The following is a 21,565-nucleotide window of genomic DNA, read 5'->3' on the forward strand; positions in this document are numbered from 1 at the left end:
TTGGTTACCTGACGGGGCCGGATCTGCAGTGCCGGGAGTTGACAGTTTGAGCGAGATCCACATTTCCTACGAAGACCTGGTTGAGCAGGCATTGCGCACGGTGTTGCGCGATGTGCTGAGGGGCGCGCGCGACCAGGGCTTGCCCGGCGGGCATCATTTTTACATTACGTTCCAGACTGATGCCGACGGGGTTGTGATGTCTTCCCGTTTGCGGGCGCGCTATCCGGAAGAAATGACCATTGTCCTGCAGCACCAGTTCTGGAACCTGACGGTTGATGACGTGATGTTTTCCGTTGACCTGTCGTTTTCCGGACAAACGGAGCATTTGCGGGTGCCGTTTGCGGCTGTGACCGCCTTTGCCGATCCGTATGCCCGTTTTGGCCTGCAGTTTCGTGGCGGGCTTGATGTGGATGTGGACATGGAGGATGACGGGAGCGAGGACGACGGGTACGACGATCCGGAATACGGCGATGGCGAGCCTGTTGCCCGGAATACGGATGATGCCCCGGGCGATGACTCCACCGGCCCTTCGGATGGCAGCAATGTTGTGGCTCTGGACGCCTTTCGCCGCAAATAGGCGTGGTTCCTGCATTTTATGACTGTGTACGGGCACCTCTGGCAGGTGCCCGTTTTCTGTGTGGCCATGCCGGGGGGATGGTCCTGTTGTATCAGGGAGGCCGGGTCCGGGCGGGCTGGCAGGTCCAGGGGGGTGCCTGATCCGGTTTTCGCCGGGTCCTTGTCTGGACGGGCCGGACGTTTCGATCTATACCCGGCCAACGGGAGAGTTCTGCCCGCGCCCTGCCGCAACCAGCCGGGCCGGGCCGCTTGTTATGCAGGGAAACCACCATGATTGATGCCGCTTTTGCCGAAATCTTCCCCTTGGGAGAGGATACAACCCCTTGGCGTCGTCTGGACGGCGATTATGTCCGGACCGAGTCCTTTGCCGGGCAGGAGATGGTGGTGGTTGACCCACAGGCATTGGTTCAGCTTTCGGCCGAGGCAATCCGCGATATTTCCCACCTGTTGCGCCCCGGGCACCTGGCCCAGCTGCGGGCGATTGTTGACGACAGCGAGGCATCGGCCAACGACCGCTTTGTCGCGCTGGAGTTGCTGAAGAATGCCAATATTGCCGCCGGCGGGATTCTGCCGATGTGCCAGGACACCGGCACGGCGATTGTCATGGGCAAGAAGGGGCAGCGGATCTGGACCGGGGTTGATGATGCCCTGTATCTGTCGCAGGGCATTGCCGATGCCTATACCCGCCTGAATTTGCGGTATTCACAGCTGACGCCGCTGTCGATGTTCGAGGAGTCGAACACCGGCAACAACCTGCCGGCCCAGATTGACCTGTATGCAACCGAAGGGGCGGCCTACAAATTCATGGTTATGGCCAAAGGGGGCGGATCGGCGAACAAGACATTCCTGTTCCAGGAAACCAAGGCGCTGCTCAACCCGGACAGCCTGCGCAAGTTTGTGTCGGAGTCCGTGATCAAGCTGGGGACCTCGGCCTGTCCGCCCTATCACCTCGCACTGGTCATAGGTGGCACATCGGCGGAGATGACCCTGAAAACGGTCAAGCTGGCATCAGCCCGGTATCTGGATGGTTTGCCGACATCGGGCGGCAAGTTCGGCCAGGCATTCCGCGATATCGAGATGGAGCAGCAGGTGCTGGAGATTACTCGCACGCTGGGGATCGGGGCCCAGTTCGGCGGCAAGTACTTCTGCCATGACGTGCGGGTGATCCGCTTGCCGCGCCACGGTGCCAGCTGCCCGGTCGGGCTGGGTGTATCGTGTTCGGCCGACCGGCAGATGCTGGGCAAGATCACCCGTGACGGTGTGTTTCTGGAAGCGCTGGAGACCGACCCGGCCCGTTATATGCCCGACGTGCGCGAGGACAAGCTGTCTGGCGAAGTGGTGCAGATCAACCTGAACCAGCCGATGGAGCAGATCCGCGCCACCCTGTCGCGCTACCCGATCAAGACCCGCGTCAGCCTGACCGGAACCATGGTGGTGGCGCGTGATATTGCCCATGCCAAGCTGAAGGAACGCCTGGATGCCGGCAAGGGGTTGCCGGACTACATCAAGAACCATCCGGTGTACTATGCCGGTCCTTCCAAGACGCCGGACGGGTATGCCTCCGGGTCGTTCGGTCCGACAACAGCCGGGCGCATGGATGCGTATGTGGACCTGTTCCAGTCCCATGGCGGCTCCATGGTCATGCTGGCCAAGGGCAACCGCAGCGCGGCGGTCAAGGAAGCCTGCAAGAAGCATGGCGGCTTTTATCTGGGATCCATCGGCGGTGCGGCGGCCCAGCTGGCGGTGCAGTCCATCCGCAAGGTGGAGGTTCTGGAGTATCCCGAGCTGGGCATGGAAGCCGTGTGGAAGATCGAGGTGGAAAACTTCCCGGCCTTTATCATTGTTGATGACAAGGGCAATGACTTTTTCCGCCAGCTTTGAGGGAGGTTCCGGCGTCATGTCGGGTGCAGGCAGGCTTTTCCGCAAGGTGGCGCTGGCATGATGGTTTCGTCTGCCGGGGCCATGGCGACGGCGCGGGGGTGGATGTTCGATGGCCCGGATGGTCCTTCTGGTGTGCCGCTGTCGGTTCCGCTCCTGATTCTGGCGCACGGTGCCGGTGCTCCCATGGACAGCCCCTTCATGAAGGCCATGGCCCGGTTGGTGTCGGAAGCAGGGGTGGCCGTGCTGCGGTTCGAGTTTCCCTATATGGCGGCACGCCGTGCGGGGCATGGGGGGCGGCGGCCTCCGGACCGGGAGCCAGCTCTGTTGCAGGCATGGACAGAGACTGTGATGCAGGCGCGGGCCTTGTTTCGTCCACCCTGTCTGGCAATCGGGGGTAAATCGATGGGTGGGCGCATGGCGGTTATGATCGCAGCCGAGGTCGGAGCTGATGGTGTGGTGGCCCTGGGCTATCCCTTTCATCCGGCCCGGAAGCCGGGACGGGTGGAAAAGCGATGTGCGCCGCTGGAAAACCTTTCAGTCCCGGGGTTGATTGTTCAAGGCACACGGGATCCTCTGGGGGGCAGGGCGTTGGTTGATACGTTGCGGTTGCCATCAAGCCTGGACATTCTCTGGATGTGTGACGGTGATCATGACCTTTGCCCCAGGGTATCGTCTGGTTACCGGGCAGAAGAACACCTGTGTCGGGCTGCCGGGGCTGTGGCAGATTTTGTTGCCGGGCTGCCGGGCAATGGTATCTATTTACCGTAGAACAGGATGTTCACATGTTTACGTATCTGTTGCCCCTGTGGAAAATGAATGTATAAATAGGATACTGGCGGGGCCGGTATGGTCCAGCCCCGAAGAGGGAGGCAGTCATGACCGGGCCCCAGAGTATTCCGGCCAATGCGCCCGCTGTTCCGCCCGAGCGGAATGGTGGTGGCAGTACGGTTATCAAGCGCAGTGTCCGTATTGCCGGACATCCTACATCGGTATCGCTGGAAGATGTGTTCTGGGACGCACTGCGTTCTATTGCTGCAGCCCGCGGCCTGAGTATCAATGCCATGGTTTCGGAAATTGATTCTGCCCGCAGTCATAACGCGGGCGGCAATTTGTCCAGTGCGGTCAGGGTGTATATCCTTGAATGGTTCCGGCGCCGGGCTGTTGTATCCCCTCCCGCGCCGGATACATCTGCATCCTGATGGTCTTGCCTTGTGGGCCGGGGTGCGTGTTTTTCTTGCCTGTGGCCCGCCGGGGCGGCACTGTTCCCTGATCTGTGTGACCCTGTTGGTGTGTAATGGCCCGTATTGATTTTTATCACCTGCAACGATCCCGTCTGGAAGAGGTTCTGCCGCGCCTGCTGACCCGTGTCCTGCAGACCGGAGAAAGGGCTTTGGTGGTGGCAGGTTCAGAGGAGCGGGTGGAAGATCTGGTGCAGGCTTTGTGGAATGACCGCGACGGATGGCTGCCGCATGGATCCCGCCGGGACGGATACGCCGAAGAGCAGCCGGTGTGGCTGACCGAGGATCCGCAGGACAATGCCAACGGGGCCGGTTACCTGTTTTTGTGTGATGGCAGTGACAGTACCCTGGTCGAGGGCATGGAGCGGGTGTTTGACCTGTTCAACGGGCTGGACGAGGCTTCGGTTGCCCAGGCACGGGAACGCTGGCGCCAGCGACGGGAAGAGGGGCACGCGCTGCGGTACTGGCAGCAATCCGCCGACGGGCGCTGGGTGGAAAAGGCCAGCGCCAACGCCGGGGCGTGAACAACCACTGAAAGGGTATGGTGCCTTGGTGCGCTAGGCCTGCTCGCGGGCGCTGGCTTCCTCCAGTTCCTCCACGGCCTTCAGCCACCGGTCCTCAGCCATTTGAAGGTCGCGGCCAACAGCCCCCAGTTCCATGCGCAGGGCGGCCACCGTGTCATCCGGTCCGCTGTACAGGGTCGGGTCAGCCAGCTTTGCTTCCAGATCATCCCGGCGGGCATTCAGGCGCGTGACCTGTTGTTCGCACCGTTCCACACGCTGGCGCAAGGGGGCCAGGCGGGCGCGGATCTGCGCGGCCAGGCGCCGGTCCTCGCGGCGGTTGCTTGCTGTGCCTGTCCGGGCTGTGCCCGCATCGTCATTCCCGGTCTTGCCGGTGCTGCCCCGGCGGTCATCGCGCGCGCGGTCCAGCAACCACTGCCGGTAATCTGCCATGTCGCCGTCAAAGGGCTGGACCTGGCCATCGGCCACCAGCCACAGCCGGTCGGCACAGGCCTCGACCAGGTGGGTGTCGTGGGCGATCAGTACCACAGCCCCGCCAAAGGCGTTGAGGGCCGACATCAGGGAATCGCGGGTATCAATGTCCAGGTGGTTGGTGGGTTCGTCCAGCACGATCAGGTGCGGCTGTTCCCGGCACATCAGCGCGATCAGCAGGCGGGCCTTCTCGCCGCCGGAAAGCTTGGCCACCCGTGTTGTGGCATGGTCAACGCCAAACCCGAACCGGCCAAGAAAGGCGCGGACCCGGCTTTCCGGCGGGGCAGAGCCGCCTTTGGGGGTCATGGCGCGGGTCATGTGGCCAAGCGGGGTATCCTCGGGGTTCAGTTCATCGGTCTGGTGCTGGGCGAAATAGCCGATGCGCAGTTTTGAAGACCGCTGCACGGTGCCTGACATAGGGTCCAGTCGTCCGGTCAGCAGTTTTGCCAGGGTGGATTTTCCGTTCCCGTTGGCCCCGAGCAGCGCAATACGATCGTCCATGTCCAGGCGCAGGGAGATGTCGCGCAGAACGGTCTTTCCGCCATAGCCGACGCTGGCGTCATTGATGGCGATCATGGGCGGGGGCAGGGGTTCCGGGTCGGGGAAGTCCAGCACAATGGTGCGTTCTTCGACCACACTGACCGGCAGATCCATTTTCTCCAGCATTTTCATGCGGCTCTGGGCCTGGCGGGCCTTGCTGGCCTTGGCGCGGAAGCGGGCGATGAACCCTTCCATCTTCTTGCGCTGTTCCAGAAGTTTGGCGTTTCCCTTGACCTGCAGGTCCAGTTTCTCGCGCCGTGTCTTCTCGAACGTGTCGTAATTGCCGCCGTAGCTGGTCAGGGTCCGGTTTTCCAGGTGCAGGATCCGGTTTGGCACCTGGTTCAGCAGGTCGCGGTCATGCGAGATAACCACCAGGGTGCCGGGCCACTGGGCCAGATAGCCCTGCAACCAAAGCGTGGCTTCCAGATCCAGGTGGTTGGTCGGCTCGTCCAGCAGCAGCAGGTCGGGGCGGGAGAACAGGACGGCAGCCAGGGCCACGCGCATGCGCCAGCCGCCGGAATAGTCCTGCACCGGGCGTTCATGGTCGGTGGCGGGAAAGCCAAGCCCGGACAAAATGCGTGCAGCCCGCGCCGGGGCGCTGTGGGCATCGATGGCATTCAGGCGTTCGTGGATATCGGCCAGCTCCCCGGGCGGGGGATCCTGTTCCAGGCGTTGCAGCAGGGCCGAGCGTTCGGTGTCGGCAGCCAGCACGGTATCGATCAGCGATCCGGTGCTTTCCGAGGCTTCCTGGCGCAGATAGCCGATCCTGGCCCGGGAGCGGGTGCGGATTTCACCCCCGTCGGGGGCAAGGTCGCCGGTGATCAGCTTGATCAGGGTGGATTTGCCGGTGCCGTTGCGGCCAACCAGGCCAACCCGGGCCCCGGCAGGGATGTGGGCCGAGGCGCCGTCCAGAAGGACGCGGCCGCCAAGGCGAAACAGGACGGAATTCAGGTGCAGCATGGGCGTTCGTCTAGCATACATCCGGAGTGGATGCAAAATGGTCGTTGTGTGCCGGTGCAAAACAGTTGGTTGTCAGGGCAGTGCTTTGCAGGTATAACCCCCGGCGAAAGTTTTGTGCCTGCCTTCCGGATCCCGGGGCGGGCGCTGTTCGTCTTCCTTATGCCTGTCGGGCGGGGATGTCCCCCTTTCCGAAAGGGCCCCGTGCCTTTCAAGGAACATGCTGATCATGACTGTTGAACGTACCCTGTCCATTATCAAGCCCGATGCCACCCGTCGCAACCTGACCGGCAAGATCAATGCCCGGTTCGAGGATTCCGGTCTGCGTATTGTTGCCCAGAAGCGTCTGCGTCTGACCCGTGACCAGGCCGAAGGTTTTTATGCCGTGCACCGCGAGCGGTCCTTCTTCCCGGATCTGGTGTCCTTCATGATGTCCGGCCCGGTGGTGGTTCAGGTTCTGGAAGGTGAAAACGCCGTCCTGAAAAACCGCGAGATCATGGGCGCCACCAACCCGGCTAATGCTGACCCCGGCACCATTCGGGCTGATTTTGCCGAGTCGATCGAGGCCAACTCGGTCCACGGTTCCGACAGCCCGGAAAATGCCGCCGCCGAGATTGCCTTCTTCTTCTCCCAGTCGGAGATTGTCGGCTGATCCTGCGTACGGATTGATGACGCTGAAAAGGCAGGTTCCATCGGGGGGGCCTGCCTTTTTTACATGTCACCGCTGTGGATCAGGCAAGCGTGAGCGGTTGCGCCCGTGTCCCGTGTTGGATAGGGTGCAGCCTGCGCGGTGTTCCGACCGTGCTGTTGTCACTGCCCCCGTTCCGGGGTGCTTTATCCACAGAGGCCCACCATGTCCATTCTTGCCAGCCGCCTGTCTGCCATCAAACCTTCCCCGACCATTGCCGTGACCCAGAAAGCCGCCGACCTGAAAGCGGCCGGGCGTGATGTGATTGGTCTTGGTGCCGGAGAGCCGGACTTTGACACCCCGGATCATGTCAAGGCGGCAGCAAAGGCAGCCATGGACCGTGGCGAGACCAAGTACACCCCGGTTGCCGGTACACTGGTCCTGCGCAAGGCGATTGTGGAGAAGTTCCACCGCGAAAATGGGCTGACCTATACGCCGGACCAGATCACGGTGGGGTGTGGTGGCAAGCAGGTCATCTACAACGCCATCATGGCGACCGTGGATGCCGGTGACGAAGTGATTATTCCGGCCCCGTACTGGGTATCCTATCCGGATATTACCCTTCTGGCCGGTGGAACTCCGGTCTTTGTGGCCTGTGGCGAGGCCGATGGCTTCAAGCTGACACCGGCGGCACTTGAAAAGGCCATTACCCCGAAAACAAAATGGCTGATCCTCAACAGCCCCAGCAACCCGACCGGGGCGGCTTATTCCGCCGCCGACCTGCGCGCCTTGGCCGATGTTCTGCTGAAGCATCCGCACGTGTGGGTGATGACCGACGACATGTACGAGCATCTGGTTTACGACGGCTTCCGCTTTGCCACCATTGCCCAGGTTGAACCAAAGCTGATCGACCGTACGCTGACCATGAACGGTGTGTCCAAGTCCTTTGCCATGACCGGCTGGCGGGTTGGCTATGCCGGTGGGCCGCTGCCGCTGATCAAGGCGATCAACATGGTGCAGTCCCAGAGCAGCACGCATACCAGCTCCATTTCCCAGGCTGCTGCTGCTGCTGCGCTGTCGCAGCCGATGGATTTCTTCCCGGCCTGGCGCGAGGCTTTCCGTGCCCGTCGGGATCTGGTGGTCCGGATGCTGAACGCGGCAAGGGGGTTGACCTGCCTGACCCCCGAAGGGGCGTTTTATGTGTACCCGTCCTGCGCCGGGGTAATGGGCAAGAAGGCTCCGTCCGGGCGTACCATTTCCAGCGACAGTGATTTCGTCACCGAACTTCTGGAAGCCGAGGGTGTGGCCGCCGTGCAGGGCGAGGCGTTTGGCCTGTCTCCGTACTTCCGCATTTCGTATGCCACATCGGAACAGGTCCTGACCGAAGCCTGCACCCGGATCCAGCGTTTCTGCGCCAGCCTGTCCTGAACAGGTATTCTGTCGGCCGGCACCGCGATCCGGGGTGCCTGGCTGACGGCTGTCAGGAGCGGGGTACCTTGGGGATCCAGACGGTTTGGTAGTCGACCATGGGTTCCCGGCGTCCCCGCAGCCATGGGTTCAGGGCAAGGATGACATCAGGGTTTGTGCCTTCGCGCCGGGCGAAGCTTTCCACCGTGTCGCCGTGGCGGGCCATGCCGCGCAGGACCGGGAAGTCTGCCATGCCCCTGACCTCGGTCGGGGCATAGGTGGAGTCAAGCCGCTGGTTCAGGTTGGCATTATAGTCCGCCAGTTCATGGACCCGGGCTTCCAGTTCCGCAACCTGCTGTTCCAGCTCCATGACGCGTGCGCCGGCTTCAATATTGCGGGCGATCATTGCGTCCTGGGCTGCTTTTTGTTCACGCAACGCATCCCGCAGGAACAGGGCGCTTGCCGTTGATCCCAGGACAAGACAGGTCACAAGGGCGATCCACACGGTTTTCAGCATGCGTGACGGTCGCGGAGTCATAACACGTCTGTATCCTGGGGCTTTTCCTGCGTACCGTGCGCTCAATGACACAGCAGCAGGGGCATGGTGGTATGATCCAGGACATGGCGTGTGACGCCGCCCAGGATCAATTGGCGTAGTCGGGAGTGGGTAAAGGCGCCCATGACCAGAAGGTCGGCCTGTTCCTGGCTGGCAGCTTCCAGCAGGGCACCGCCGACGGCATTGCCGGTCAGCCCGGTGGGTTTGATCTGGCGGGTCTTGATGGCAAGCCCATGCCAGCCAAGCCAATGTTCCAGGTCCCGTGTTGCGGCATCGGCATGGCCTTCATCGGCAACCAGCACGGTGATGGTTTCGGCCTTCAGCAGGAAAGGCAGCGAGGCATGGATGGCCCGCACCGCTTCCGGGCTGTTGTTCCAGGCAATGACGACAGATTTTCCCAGTTGACGCACCGGAGTACGCGGGGCAACCAACAAGGGGCGCACGCTGTCCATCAGCACGGCGTTCAGGGTTGCCTCCAGCCACGGGTCTTCTTCTCCGGTCGGGCGCCCGGCAATGACCAGATCGCACAAACGCCCCAGACGTGTTGCGATGCTGTCTTCGGACCCTGTTTCCTCGCGGAAGGAGATCGAAACAGACGACGGTCCCGGTGGTTCTTCGACAATGGGAAGGCTGTAGCGGGTTACAAGGCTGTCAAACAGGGCATGCACCCGGTTGGACTGTTCGCGGCCACGGGTTTCACACAGGCGGATCATTTCATCAACCATGGCCCCGGACATGGCTTCACCCACCAAGGGGACAGCCTGTGCCGGGTCAGGGCGCACGTGGAGAACCTGGACGTGGGCGGCAAAATCCCTTGCAACAAGCAGCGCTGTTTCAAGTGTTGAAATGCCGCCCTCGGTATCTGGAACAACCGCTTGCAGGATGCGTAAACTGGACATCTATACAGGCTCCCTTCGTAGCGGGAGAGGTGTGCGCGTGGCTGCCTCCTCTCCTTATGGTATGCAGGGGAGTATGAACCAGTTCCCGGTTCCAGAAAAGCCCAAGAGACAAGCGGGGGTAGAGAATGATGCCGTATGATCCGGATGAAAGGTGTGCACATTTTCTGTGTGCGTGAATGTCATGGTGTTGTGCAGGCTCCGGGGTGGCAGAAAACAGTTCCGGACAGGATATGGCGTCATGATTTCACTTTATAGTGTATTTTTATTAATTATCTACTTGAAGTGGTCATCTTGTTTGTCGTAACAAGATCGGAACTCAAGTCTTTAATGTCTTTATGGTTGAAGTGAACCGCAAGAGGTGGAGAGTCAGGCGTCTTGGCTGTTCATTGCCACCGGGGGGCGGGAGGCTGGGGGGGGAGGACTGACCGGGTCTGTACTGCCTGTATGACAGGGTATCGGTGCGTGGGGGCTAAATGACATTGCGCAAGGCAACCAGTTACGAACAGTTTCAGTGGATGCGCCATAAAATTAACCCCGATGATCCGGGTCTTACATTAAGGTACAGGTTTGCCATAGATGGAGCCATTGACTTTCAGCGCCTTGACTCCTCCCTGAGAGAGGTTGTCGCAAGCAGGTTCGGGTGTCTGCTGGGTTATTTTTTCGAGAGGGATGGCGAGCTTTTTGTCGGCTGCAACAGTTTGCAGGGCACGGTTGTGGAGTGTGTTACCGATGTTTCGGAGTGGGATCATGTGGAACCTGTTGATCCATCAGGCGACAAGCTGTTCCGGTTTGCCTGCTTTGTTGACAATGAAAAAGTCACGGCCCTGCAGCTTGAGTTCAGCCACATGGTCTTTGACGGTGCGTGCTACCGGCCATTTTTGGATGCATTTTCGGAGTCCCTGGAGCATCCGGAGTCTGCGTGTGATGCCGTTGGGCAGAAGGTAGCTGCAGGGTTTCTCGCTGTTGCCGAGGTACCGGTCGGGCAGGAATCTGTTGATTACTGGACCGCCCGCCTGAAAGGCGCGCGTCTGTTCCGGGCGCTGCCATTCTGCTACAGAATACCGAAAGAGAGAGGGGTGTATCTTTCTGTCAAGCGGACGCTTGGGCAAGACTTTCTTGTTTCCGTCAGCAAGACGCTTGCGCGTATGGACACGACACTGTTTCAGTTTCTTGTTGCTGTTACAGGTGCTGTGGTCAGGCTGTATTCAACAGCTGAAGAAGATGACGATGGCCGTGTCACCATGTCTCACACGGTGAATTGCCGAAATGAACAGCAGGCATTTGGTTGTTATACGAATCTTGTTCCCTTGTTTCTTGTCGTTGATCCCGCCCGGTCGGGAAGCAGCCTGATTGCGCATGTCAAAGAGGCACGGCAGGATGTGCGCAAGCATCAGTGCGTGCCTGTGCAGCACCTGATTCAGTGGGCGGACGCCGAAGCCAATCGTCATGGTCGATTGTTCAATTTAGTGGTCAATTGTTCTGATGGGCTTATGCCTTATGCAACGCCGGATTTGGCGGGATGCCATATGGTTCTGACCAAACGCCCGGATACAGGAGGCCAGAATGACGTGGCCATCAACTACAGTTTTGATGGCCAACAGCTCTTTTTGTCGTTTGATTCATCGTCCCGCTTCCTGTCCGGAGAAACACTGAGGGCCTTGGCGGATAATTTTGTCAGGGTCGCGGCTTTTATTGCCACTTCACCGGAGCGTCCTCTGCATGAATGCGCGGTTACGAAGCCTTTGACGCCGGTTATCCGCGGCGATCGTGATGATGCTGCGCCACATGTACGTGTTCTGGAAAGGTTTCTGACTGAATCGGGCTTGCGCCCCGATGAACCGGCTGTCAGTGACGGGCAGGCAGGGCTGCTGACCTATCGGCAGCTCCATGCCGCTGTTGGGCATTTGTACCGCGACATTGTCACGCATGCGGATATCCCACCGGGTGCGGCTGTCGGCATCTTTCTGGAGCGTACGGTTGCCTTGCCGGCAGCGTGCCTTGGTGTCATGGCATCGCAGCGCACTTTTGTGCCCATGGACCCGCTGTTGCCCGATGAACGGCTTGTTTCCATGCTTGATGTATCCAATATCGGTATCATGTTGGTTGACAGCTGCACGTGCGCCAGGGCGGCGACCTTGTTTCCCGGCGTGCCCGTTGTTGATGTCCCGGCCTGTCTTGAGGCTGCCATGACGCAGCCTGGTGCCGGTGGTGGCCTTGAACAGGCACTGATGCTGGATGCACAACCTGATGCAACCGCATATGTGATGTTTACGTCGGGGTCCACCGGCAAGCCCAAGGGCGTAGCGATCAGTGAACGCAACCTGGCGAACTTTCTTGCTTCAATGCGGGTGTCGCCGGGTTTCCGGGCCGGGGAACGCATGCTGGCCCTGACGCCGGTCAGCTTTGATATTTCCATACTGGAGCTGTTGCTGCCTCTTGTATGTGGAGGCAGCCTGCATGTTGTATCCGATCAGGTTCGGATGAGTGCCGATCTGCTGGGGGATGTGCTGAACCAGGGTCAAGTGGATGTGGTGCAGGCTACGCCATCAACGTGGCGCATGCTGCAGCAGGCGGGCTGGCATGCTTCGGGCGAACTGAGGATTCTGTGCGGTGGCGAAGCGCTGGACAGGGATCTGGCTCAATACCTTCTGGAGCAGACAGGCCACTTATACAACATGTACGGGCCGACCGAGGCAACGATCTGGGCTGGTTGCTGCAGGGTGACAGAGGCTGGGCGGGTTTCCTTGGGGCATCCGGTGCTCAACAGTGCGTACTACGTTCTGGATTCCGGGGGTAACTCTGTGGTGCCCGGGATGAGGGGTGAATTGATGATTGCCGGCGAGTGTGTTGGCAAAGGGTATTTGAATGCACCGTCCGAGCCGGCCTTTGTCATGTTACCAGATGGTGTCCGTGGTTATAAAACCGGTGATATTGTCCATTACCTGTCGCACCGGAACATAGAGTATGTCGGGCGCCTGGACAGTCAGTGCAAGGTGAACGGCTATCGGGTTGATACCGGCGAGGTCAGTCAGTGCATCAAGGCGTTTGCTTCGGATGTTACGGTTTTCACCGTTGTCAGGAACAAACCGGAACCGCACCTGTGTTGCTTTGTGCAGGTTCCGGATGCGGGTGGATTTGATACAGAACAGGCTTTGCAATGGTGCCGGCAAACATTGCCGTATTATATGGTGCCCAAGGCGATTCATTGTCTGGCCACTGTTCCATTGACGGCCAATGGTAAGGCGGATGTCAAACGGCTGGGCGAGGCCCCTGTCGAGGCGTTGCCCCTTGTTGTGCCGTCTCCGCCTGTTTCCCGGTCGCGGTCTTGGGTTCGTCCGCAGGAGAAGGGGATACAGCAGGAGATCCGTGATATTCTGCGGGAGAGTCTGGGCGTTTCTGCTTCCGACCCGGACCAACCCCTGGGATGGCTGGGCCTGAATTCGATCAGTTATAACCTGCTGTCTGCTGCGATCCAGAAGCGTTTCAACATTGTGTTTCGCAGTTACGAATTTTACCAGTTCAACACCATCAACGAGGTGGCGGAAGCCATTTGCCAACGCCAGTCACCGGATCAGGCCGTCCGGACGGAAAAAGCCGGTGTTGTCCATCATCCTGACGGGACGGCAGATGCCAGACTGGCGATTGTTGGCATGGCGGCCACCTTGCCGGGCGGGGATGATGTGGCAACATTCTGGCGTGCCCTTCTGGACCGCAAGGACTGTATTGCTGTTGCGCCGGCGGACCGGGCCATCCGGGACTGTCGTGCGGGTTTCATTTCTTCGGTCAGGGGTTTTGACGCACGCTTTTTCTCCATCTCGCCTCTGGAGGCATCCAGAATGGATCCACGTCAACGTCTGTTGTTGCAGGCTGCGTGGAAAGCGCTGGAGGATGCGGGCTATGCACCGTCCCGTCTGTCCGGCGGTCGGATTGGCTGTTATATGGCGGCTGCGGGTGGGGATTACGCGCTGTTGCAGGCCCGTGACAACGAAGAGCAGACGCCGTATTCCCTGTCAGGTCATTCGCTGAGCATGCTGGCCAATCGTTTGTCTGTTTTTTTCGACTGGAACGGTCCTTCGTTTACCTTGGACACAGCATGTTCCGGGGCGTTGACCGCGCTTGTGAAAGCGTGTCGTGACCTGCAGTCCCGTGTTTGTGATGCGGCCATGGTCGGTGGCATAAACCTGATTCTGGACGCGCAGGTCAATCAAGGGCTGGAGGCAGGGCGTTTCATGTCCCCGGACAGCCGTTGTGCCACGTTTGACGAGCGGGCCAATGGTTACGTCAGGGGAGAGGGGTACGGCTGTTTTTTTGTAAAAAGATTACGGGATGCGCAGGCAGACGGTGATCTTGTCCATGCTGTGATCGAGAATGTGGCGGAAAACCATGGCGGCAGGGCCAATTCACTGACATCCCCCAACCCCAATGCGCAATATCGCCTCCTGCTGGATGCCTATACGCCGGACTTGGCGCGGCGGGTCAGCTACATTGAAACCCATGGCACAGGGACCCGTCTGGGTGATCCTGTGGAGGTGGCGGCCCTGAAACGTGCGTTTCAGGAACGAGTTGATCCGGGTTCTGCACAAAAGATTTGGCTTGGTGCGGTCAAGTCAAATATCGGACACCTGGAGCCGGCGGCTGGCGTTGCGTCCATGGTGAAGGTTATCAAGGCCTTTGAGCATGGGCATTTGCCCGCCAATTTGCATTTTCAGCGGCTCAATCCCGAGATTGACCTGTCATCGTCGCCTTTCCAGGTCTTGGCGGACAGCGTTTCCTGGCAGGGTGAGGAACCGCTGACTGCGGGCGTCAGTTCTTTCGGTTTCGGGGGGACCAATGCCCATGTTGTCCTGTCTGCGCCATTCCGGCAGGACCGTCGTTCCGTGATCCGGTACGACAGGTATCTGATACCGGTTTCTGCCCGTACCGGGGCTTCTCTTATGGGAAATATGGCGGCACTGGAAGACTTTGTCGCAGGGCATTGTGCCGTGCTGGCAGAGTGTGGACTGGCTGACCTGGCCTTTACCCTGAGTTGCGGGCGCGAGCATTTCGAGCACAGGCAAGCTTGGTTGGTGAGTGGGGTGGACGACTTGCTGCTACAGCTTCGTTCCCGCTGTTCCGGTGTGCATGTGCCGCAGTACAGGCAGATCGTTGCCGATGTTGTTGATCCCGGTGAACTGGATGATCCGGAGATGCTGGAGCACACAAGAGTCCGCTATCTGGAGGGATGCTCCATTGACTGGTGGCGTCTGTACGAGGGTTCCGATGTCGTCAAAATGAGATTGCCAACGTACCGGTTTGACGAGCGTGCGTATTGGTACGCCAGGGACTGAACGGACCGAATTGGCGCTGTCAGGGACAGCACCGGGGGGATAGAGGGGCTGGTGATGAGACCATATAGTGAGGTCAGGGACTCTTTTTTTGATATGGAAGGATGCTGGCGTCTTCTGGATGACGGTAGAGGGTACCGCGTCACGTTACGCGATGATCATCCTTACTTCTCGCACCATCGTGTGCGTGGCTGGAAAGTCCTGCCTGGCGTGGTGTATCTGGAACTGGCTTTGGGAGCGGTTGCCAGGCAAAAACCGGATTTTCGTCCCGGTGTTCTTGATGAAGTGGTCTGGTTGCGTCCCGTTCTTGCTGGTGCGCCGGAGACGGAGATAGACATCCGGTTGTTGCAGGCAGGCCCCGGACGCATAGACTTTCGTATCGAGCACGGGCATGAGGTCTGCGGGAGTGGTGTCCTGAATGTGGCGGCTGTGTCCACATGCACAGATCATCTGGCGACACCATTGTCTGTGCGCAACCAGATTGATGAACAGACCGGGGACCACTTTCCGGGAAGTGCGGTTTACGCTGCATTTGCCGATATGGGAATCGTCTATGGGCCTTGTTTCCGGCGCATCAGTTATGTGCAGCGCCAATCCAACAAGGCGTTGTCCTGGCTTGGCAACCATGATGGCATTTTTCTGGGATGGGCCGGTTTGCTGGACTGCGCATTCCAGGCGGGTATGGCGATCTCCATCGGTGAGCGCAGGGAAAGCCTGATGCCCTATTCCCTGGGGAGGCTGATATTGCATCAGGCATTGCCTGATCATGCGTTGGACAGAGCCTTTGTGCTGACGGAGAAACTGTCGCCGTTTCGTACCAATCTTACGGTCTTTGATGAAGCGTATACCCCTTTGCTGTCTGTTTTTGACCTGGGCGTCAAGCCATCGCATCTACAATGAAGGAGTATGAGGTCCATGAAGTTTCCCGGAGTTCCTCAGGCAGCTGTTGATTCGCTGGTGTTTTCCCCTGAGTGGACGAGTCTGCCCCTGGCTGCTGCGTCCGGGATGGATGTACCCCGCATTCTTGTTGTTCCGCCTTCGCAGTCATCACTGTACCGGGATCTTGTCGATCGTTTCCCCCGTACCGAAGTCTGTCTTCTGAACCGGCAGTCTATTGATGATCTGGCGCGGGCTGTCGATGGCCATGTATCCCCGAATTTATGCTTTGTCACCTGTACGCCTTGGCGTGCGGCTGTGCCGGACGAGGACATCCGGGCCTTCTTCCATCTGATCAAGGCGCTGTCTGAAAAGCCTGTGGTCACGTTGGATGTATTCACAGACAAGGCGGTTGCCAGCCCGTTGTTCGAGAGTGTCACTCATCCGGTGGACGGGGTTTATGTCGGTTTGGTGCAAACCTTGGCCAGGGAGCGTCCGGAGTGGACCGTGCGCAGTTTCTCGCTACAGAAGCTGACACCGGATACCCTCTGGAAAATGCTGCGTGTGCCACTTCCAACCTTGCCCGGTGTGCCGGTATGCATTGCCCACGGCCGGTACGGCGAGCCTGTGATGAAACCTGTGACCCTGAGCCCATGGCCTGAGCGGTCTGCTTTCCGGCAACAGGGAACCTATGTCATTCTTGGTGGTGCCGGTGGCTTGGGGAGCATGCTGGCGGAGTATCTGGCAGCTCGCTATCAGGCAAAACTTGTTCTTCTCGGGCGTCGTGCGGAGGCGCGCAATCTGCTGGCGCGGTTGCGTGACCTGGGGGCTTCCGGGGCGGCTTATCATTCTGTCGATCTTGGTGACCGTGCATCGTTGCAGGCTGTTATGGACCAGTATGCTGTCATTCACGGCGTGGTGCATTCTGCTTTGGTGCTGGAAGATGCGTCGCTGGCAGCCATGTCGGAAGAGACCCTGTTCAACGTGTTGCGACCCAAGGTACACGGGGCATACAACCTGGCACGTGTATTGAAGGGCAGGGCGCTGGATTTCTGCCTGTTTTTCTCGTCCATACAATCCTACATCGCCAACCCCGGTCAGGGGAACTACACCGCAGCCTGTGTGGCCAAGGATGCTTTCGCAGATGTGTTGCACAATGGATTGATGATCAACAGCAAAGTTATCAATTGGGGATATTGGGGTTCTGTGGGTGTGGTGGCCACCGAACGATACCGGGAACGTATGAGGAAGTTGCAGATTGGTTCCATTGAAGCGGATGAGGGGCTTGCCATCATCGAGCGCTTTCTGGTGACGGATTGCAGGCAGATTACTGTTGTGAAGGCATCTGATGCAGCATTGGAACGTTTGCGTATCACGCCTCATCCCTCTATGCAGACACCTGCCGTGAACGGGGCTGCCTTGATTCCACCTTACAGTGCGGACGATGCGTTGGTAGTGCGCAACAAGGCGATGTCTGCCGCACTGCAGGACTATGCGCGCTGGAGCTTGAGCCAGGTTCGCATGCCGGAACGTGTAGAGCCAAAGTTTGACAAGCTGGTGGCGGCGCTTGGAAGCATCAGTGCCGATGCTGTGTCGTGTTGCGCGGATGCTATACGGCGCTATCCAGAGCTTGAAGGACATGTTCGGCTGCTGGACCAGTGCATACAGAATTTGCCTGCTGTTTTGCGCGGTGACATTGACCCACTTGGCGTTCTTTTCCCCGATGGTTGCTTTGATCTGGTCGAGCCTGTGTATCGCGGCAATCCGATTGCAGATTACTTTAATAAGGTTGTTGCCAGAATTGTGTCCAACTATCAGAAGGCACGTGTCGGGCGTCCTTTACGCATTATCGAGATCGGTGCAGGTACTGGCAGCACAACCCGGTTTGTCTTGCCGGAGCTGGTGCCGGGCCATGTCAGCTATACCTTTACAGACCTGTCGTTTGCATTCTTGAACAAGGCCAGGAAACAGTTTTCTGCGTATCCCTTTGTGGAATACAAGATCTGCGACATCGAAAAACCACCTGTATTCGGGGATGTTTTTGATGTTGTCATTGCCACCAACGCCATACATGCCACCACGAACCTGCCGGAAAGCCTGCGCCAGGTTCGTGCTCTGTTAAGCGATGACGGCATATTTGTACTGAACGAGATTACGTCCTGCCAGGATTACGCGACACTGACCTTTGGCCTTACGGATGGCTGGTGGTTGAGCCAGGACCCGTACCGTATTCCTGACAGTCCCTTGTTGTCCGGAGACAGCTGGCGGCGTCTGATCCTGGAAGCCGGATTTCAGGACGTGGATGCCCATGGCGGTGAAGACCAGCAGGTGCTTGTGGGGTTTGCGGGAACCGTTGTGCAACAGGGTGCGCCGTGCCGTCTGGAAGATCCGCAGACGCCGTCCTCCCGCCCCGAAGTGCTTCAGGCCGGTGTGGTCGCGGCGGGTTCTGCACCGCAGGAGAAGCGTGCCAGCCTGGTGTCCATAGAAGACTTTTTGCGCCAGACCATTGCCGACGTGTTGCAGTTCGATCCCGGCGAGATCGAGTGTGACATGCCCTTCAGCGAGATGGGCATTGACTCTCTCATTTCCATGGAGCTCCTGAAGCCGATCAAGGCGAGAACAGGATATCTGCCTGCCACGATCCTGTTTGAGTATCCCACAGTCCGGCAACTTGCGCAGTATGTGCTGGAGTCAGGGCTGGCTTGGCACGAAGTGGATACGGACGAGGCACCAGGTCTTGTCCCGGCCGGGGAGTACGCCGCACCGTCATCACCGGGCCGTGGCAGTTTGATGGAAATCATGCGTCAGGTCCGTGCTGTCATTGCAGATACCATGATGATGGCACCGGAGGAAATTGATGCGGAAACGCCGTTTTATGAGTATGGCGTTGACTCCATTATTTCACTGGAATTGCTCCGCCCGCTGAAGGAGCGATTTGGCTATCTGCCGGCAACAGTCCTGTTTGAATATCCGTGTCTGCGGTTGCTGTCAGAGTATCTGGCAACGTTGTCATCTGCTTCCGGTACGGGATCCGGGGGCGCACCCATGCCGGTTCTCGATACCGGTTCAGACGAAGGTGACGATGGGGCTGACGGGCAGGGGCGGTGCCTGTGGTCAGCTTCCGGTGATTCGCAGATGCCGTCGTGGCGTCGTGGTGATATCGCCATTATCGGTATGGCCGCCCGATTGCCAAAGGCGCAGGACGTGGCGCATTTCTGGGACAATCTGCGCAATGGTCGTGACTGTACGGATGTGATTCCGGCAGAGCGTTGGAATCAGGACGGGTTCCTTGCTGACGTCCCCCGGAATGGTCGTGGCAGTTATACCAATCGCGGTGCCTTCATCGATGACGTGGACGCATTCGATCACGTTTTCTTTAATCTGATGCCCAATGAAGCGGCCAGGATGGATCCGCAGGAGCGAATCCTGATGGAGCAGATCTATCGTGCAGTGCTGGATGCAGGGTATTCCCGCAGGCAGTGGGCGGGTAGCGACACAGCTGTATTCGTTGGTGTCATGAACGGTGATTATGCTTGGCACACGCCGGCGCATGCAACGACAGCACCTGCGACGTCGCTGTTCTGGTCCATGGCTAATCGCGCCTCCTATTCTTTTGACTGGCGTGGTCCAAGCATGGCGGTGGATACGGCTTGTTCGGCGTCGCTGACAGCCCTGCACCTTGCCTGCCAGTCATTGAGAAGCGGGGATTGTGACCAGGCGGTGGTGGGAGGAGTGAATCTTGTCACGCACCCCCGTCATTATGAGTTGCTGTGCGGCTTGCATATGCTTTCCAGAAGTGGTCGGTGCAAGCCTTTTGGTGCCAATGCGGATGGTTTTGTCGATGGCGAGGGCGTGGTGTGCCTGGTGGTGAAGCGGGCAGAGGACGCCATGCGTGACAATGACCGGATTTATGCCTTTATCAAGGGATCGGCTATCAACGCCGGCGGTCGCTCCAACGGGTACACGGCACCGAACCCGGATGCACAGGCGGCGTTGATTGACAAGGCCCTGCGGGCAGCTGGTGTTTCTGCCCGGGATCTTGGTTATGTGGAGGCGCACGGTACCGGTACGGAACTGGGTGACCCTGTTGAACTGCGTGCGTTGAGTAGGGGTTATGCCGAGGCAGCGTGCCAGAGTATTCGTCTGGGGTCGGTCAAGTCAAATGTGGGGCATCTGGAATCGGCTGCTGGCCTTTGTGGTGTATTGAAAGCGGTTTTGCAGATGTATCACGGCGAGTGGGTTCCCTCGCTGCATGCGGAGCAAACCAATCCCCATCTGGACTTTACCCGTACCCCGTTTTTGCTGAACAGGGACCGGGGTGCGTGGGATCCAGATGTACCGCGCATGTCTGCAGTCAGTTCATTCGGCGCAGGCGGTGGCAATGCCCATGTCGTGATCCAGGGGGTGCCCCGGGCGCCGGTGCCGATGGTAACGGGACAGGATGTGTATGTTATTCCACTGTCCCATCACTGCAGCGCGGGATTGCAACAAACGCTGGACTGTTTGCATGAGTGGCTGTCCCACCGGCAGGTAGACATGTATGCGTTGGCCTGCACGCTGGCGTGTGCGCGTGATCACAACCGGTTCCGTCGTGCATTGGTATGTCATGACCAGGCCGGGCTGATCCAGCAGTTGGGGCAGGATCTGCAAATATCTTCGGCCTTGCCGCGGGAAGAGGTTTCGGGGCAGCCGCCGCAACAGCTGACCGGTGACAATGCCGGGTATGTTGCGGCACTGTACGAGGCCGGACAGGATCTACCCTGGGACGAGTTCTATCCACAGCGGTGTTTGGTGCCGGTTCCGGAATATGTGTTCATCCGTCATCGCCACTGGATTGATTCTGTTGAGTCCGGCTTCAAGGGTTTCCGTTCCTTGATACAGGCTCATCGTATCAATGGTCAGGTCATGGCGCCGGCCGCCTGGACCCTGTCGAACCTGTGCGGACGTCTTGATGGTGGTGGTTTTGCCGACATTATGTGGCAAGACAGGATTACCGATCCACAGCTGGTGGACATGGTTGAAGAGGGAGACCGTACGTTCTTTGTCGGACGGGACGGGTATACCCGGTATTGCAGTGCAGAGCGCACCCGGAATGAGGAGGCTCCTGCGAACATTGCGGCTGTCCTTGCGCGTACGGGTATGGAAAATACCCTGGAAGCGGTATGCGGTGGTTCCCGTTTATCCCGGGCAGAGATCTATGCGGGGTTCAGGCAGCGTGGCTATGACTATGGGGCTCCCCTGCAGGGCATTCGCTGGGCGCAGGTCCGTCCGGGTTTGGTCCGGGCCTTTTTGCAGGTTGACCATGACTGGGGGCAGCTGGTGTCACCTGCGCTGCTGGATGCTGGTCTGCAGCTGGCGATTCTGGTTCCGGTGGATGCGGGACGTGACGGAACAGCGGTCTTTATGCCCTGTCATCTTGGCCGTTTGGTGGTGAAACGTTTGCCGGACAATGAAGCCGTGTACGGCTATTGCCTGGAACGTACGACGGGGCAGGCCAGCAAGGCCAGGCGTTTTGATTTCTATTTTACAGATATGCGGGGAGAGGTGCTGATCATGCTGGAAGATATGATGTCCGTGGTCGTGCGTCCGAACGCAGGAGAAGGGGCTGGTGATACGCATGCTGGACCTGCAAGGCCGGAATCCCGGTTCGAGATCTTTGATCTTGGTTGACGCAGGAGCCCGAGGGTCCGG

General features: G+C 59.0%; 13 protein-coding genes. 10 read left to right on the plus strand and 3 right to left on the minus strand.

Features of this window, described 5'->3' with window-relative positions:
* Positions 1–46: 46 nt before the first annotated feature.
* From HEQ72_RS03545 to HEQ72_RS03565, 5 genes are all read left to right on the plus strand, one after another.
* The gene (locus HEQ72_RS03545; RefSeq protein WP_168020248.1) at positions 47–577 is read left to right on the plus strand and encodes an SspB family protein; all 531 of its coding nucleotides are present in this window, start codon (positions 47–49) and stop codon (positions 575–577) included.
* Between the two features lie 269 nt (positions 578–846).
* Positions 847–2,457, plus strand: coding sequence for a fumarate hydratase (locus HEQ72_RS03550; protein WP_168020247.1), 1,611 nt, complete (start codon positions 847–849; stop codon positions 2,455–2,457).
* Between the two features lie 57 nt (positions 2,458–2,514).
* Complete coding sequence (locus tag HEQ72_RS03555) at positions 2,515–3,225, plus strand: alpha/beta family hydrolase (protein WP_168020246.1); 711 nt, start codon at positions 2,515–2,517, stop codon at positions 3,223–3,225.
* A gap of 107 nt (positions 3,226–3,332) precedes the next feature.
* Positions 3,333–3,656, plus strand: coding sequence for a ribbon-helix-helix domain-containing protein (locus HEQ72_RS11375; RefSeq protein WP_168020245.1), 324 nt, complete (start codon positions 3,333–3,335; stop codon positions 3,654–3,656).
* A 95-nt stretch (positions 3,657–3,751) separates the two neighbouring features.
* Entirely contained in the window at positions 3,752–4,219 is a 468-nt protein-coding gene (locus HEQ72_RS03565; RefSeq protein ID WP_168020244.1) for a DNA polymerase III subunit chi, read from the plus strand.
* 33 nt (positions 4,220–4,252) lie between these two features.
* On the opposite strand, the gene HEQ72_RS03570 is transcribed toward HEQ72_RS03565, so the two are convergent.
* Positions 4,253–6,187: an ABC-F family ATP-binding cassette domain-containing protein gene (locus HEQ72_RS03570; protein WP_168022580.1), complete on the minus strand. Its 1,935-nt coding sequence runs from the start codon at positions 6,185–6,187 to the stop codon at positions 4,253–4,255.
* A 226-nt stretch (positions 6,188–6,413) separates the two neighbouring features.
* Here HEQ72_RS03570 and ndk point away from each other — a divergent pair, with 226 nt between their 5' ends.
* Positions 6,414–6,836, plus strand: coding sequence for a nucleoside-diphosphate kinase (gene ndk, locus HEQ72_RS03575; protein WP_066136653.1), 423 nt, complete (start codon positions 6,414–6,416; stop codon positions 6,834–6,836).
* Positions 6,837–7,037: 201 nt separating this feature from the next.
* Complete coding sequence (locus HEQ72_RS03580) at positions 7,038–8,240, plus strand: pyridoxal phosphate-dependent aminotransferase (RefSeq protein ID WP_168020241.1); 1,203 nt, start codon at positions 7,038–7,040, stop codon at positions 8,238–8,240.
* 52 nt (positions 8,241–8,292) lie between these two features.
* Here the strand turns inward: HEQ72_RS03580 and HEQ72_RS03585 are convergent, their stop codons facing one another.
* Both HEQ72_RS03585 and HEQ72_RS03590 read right to left on the minus strand, forming a co-directional pair.
* Positions 8,293–8,757, minus strand: a complete 465-nt coding sequence (locus tag HEQ72_RS03585) for a hypothetical protein (protein ID WP_168022581.1) — start codon at positions 8,755–8,757, stop codon at positions 8,293–8,295.
* A 41-nt stretch (positions 8,758–8,798) separates the two neighbouring features.
* A complete protein-coding gene (locus HEQ72_RS03590; RefSeq protein ID WP_168020237.1) occupies positions 8,799–9,674 on the minus strand; it encodes a universal stress protein in 876 nt (291 codons plus the stop codon).
* 473 nt (positions 9,675–10,147) lie between these two features.
* Between HEQ72_RS03590 and HEQ72_RS03595 the strand changes: the two genes are divergently transcribed.
* Genes HEQ72_RS03595 through HEQ72_RS03605 form a run of 3 tightly spaced genes read left to right on the plus strand, consistent with a single transcriptional unit; the run spans position 10,148 to position 21,544 of the window.
* Positions 10,148–15,001 carry a beta-ketoacyl synthase N-terminal-like domain-containing protein gene (locus HEQ72_RS03595; RefSeq protein ID WP_168022582.1) on the plus strand — a complete coding sequence of 1,618 codons (4,854 nt, stop codon included), beginning with the start codon at positions 10,148–10,150 and terminating at the stop codon, positions 14,999–15,001.
* Positions 15,002–15,055: 54 nt separating this feature from the next.
* On the plus strand, positions 15,056–15,898 hold the full coding sequence (locus tag HEQ72_RS03600) for a polyketide synthase dehydratase domain-containing protein (protein ID WP_168022583.1): 843 nt from the start codon (positions 15,056–15,058) through the stop codon (positions 15,896–15,898).
* Between the two features lie 15 nt (positions 15,899–15,913).
* Positions 15,914–21,544, plus strand: a complete 5,631-nt coding sequence (locus HEQ72_RS03605) for an SDR family NAD(P)-dependent oxidoreductase (RefSeq protein WP_168022584.1) — start codon at positions 15,914–15,916, stop codon at positions 21,542–21,544.
* Positions 21,545–21,565: the final 21 nt, after the last annotated feature.

The sequence above is a fragment of the Haematospirillum sp. 15-248 genome (assembly GCF_012102665.1).
Taxonomy (GTDB): Bacteria; Pseudomonadota; Alphaproteobacteria; order Rhodospirillales; family Rhodospirillaceae; genus Haematospirillum.

Excerpts from the sequence above, each read along its gene's own strand:
- HEQ72_RS03590 (WP_168020237.1), bottom strand. The coding sequence starts at position 9,674 with ATGTCCAGTTTACGCATCCTGCAAGCGGTTGTTCCAGATACCGAGGGC.
- HEQ72_RS03595 (WP_168022582.1), top strand. The coding sequence starts at position 10,148 with ATGACATTGCGCAAGGCAACCAGTTACGAACAGTTTCAGTGGATGCGC.
- HEQ72_RS03565 (WP_168020244.1), top strand. The coding sequence starts at position 3,752 with ATGGCCCGTATTGATTTTTATCACCTGCAACGATCCCGTCTGGAAGAG.
- ndk (WP_066136653.1), top strand. The coding sequence starts at position 6,414 with ATGACTGTTGAACGTACCCTGTCCATTATCAAGCCCGATGCCACCCGT.
- HEQ72_RS03555 (WP_168020246.1), top strand. The coding sequence starts at position 2,515 with ATGATGGTTTCGTCTGCCGGGGCCATGGCGACGGCGCGGGGGTGGATG.
- HEQ72_RS03585 (WP_168022581.1), bottom strand. The coding sequence starts at position 8,757 with ATGACTCCGCGACCGTCACGCATGCTGAAAACCGTGTGGATCGCCCTT.
- HEQ72_RS03600 (WP_168022583.1), top strand. The coding sequence starts at position 15,056 with ATGAGACCATATAGTGAGGTCAGGGACTCTTTTTTTGATATGGAAGGA.
- HEQ72_RS03605 (WP_168022584.1), top strand. The coding sequence starts at position 15,914 with ATGAAGTTTCCCGGAGTTCCTCAGGCAGCTGTTGATTCGCTGGTGTTT.
- HEQ72_RS03570 (WP_168022580.1), bottom strand. The coding sequence starts at position 6,187 with ATGCTGCACCTGAATTCCGTCCTGTTTCGCCTTGGCGGCCGCGTCCTT.
- HEQ72_RS03550 (WP_168020247.1), top strand. The coding sequence starts at position 847 with ATGATTGATGCCGCTTTTGCCGAAATCTTCCCCTTGGGAGAGGATACA.
- HEQ72_RS03580 (WP_168020241.1), top strand. The coding sequence starts at position 7,038 with ATGTCCATTCTTGCCAGCCGCCTGTCTGCCATCAAACCTTCCCCGACC.
- HEQ72_RS11375 (WP_168020245.1), top strand. The coding sequence starts at position 3,333 with ATGACCGGGCCCCAGAGTATTCCGGCCAATGCGCCCGCTGTTCCGCCC.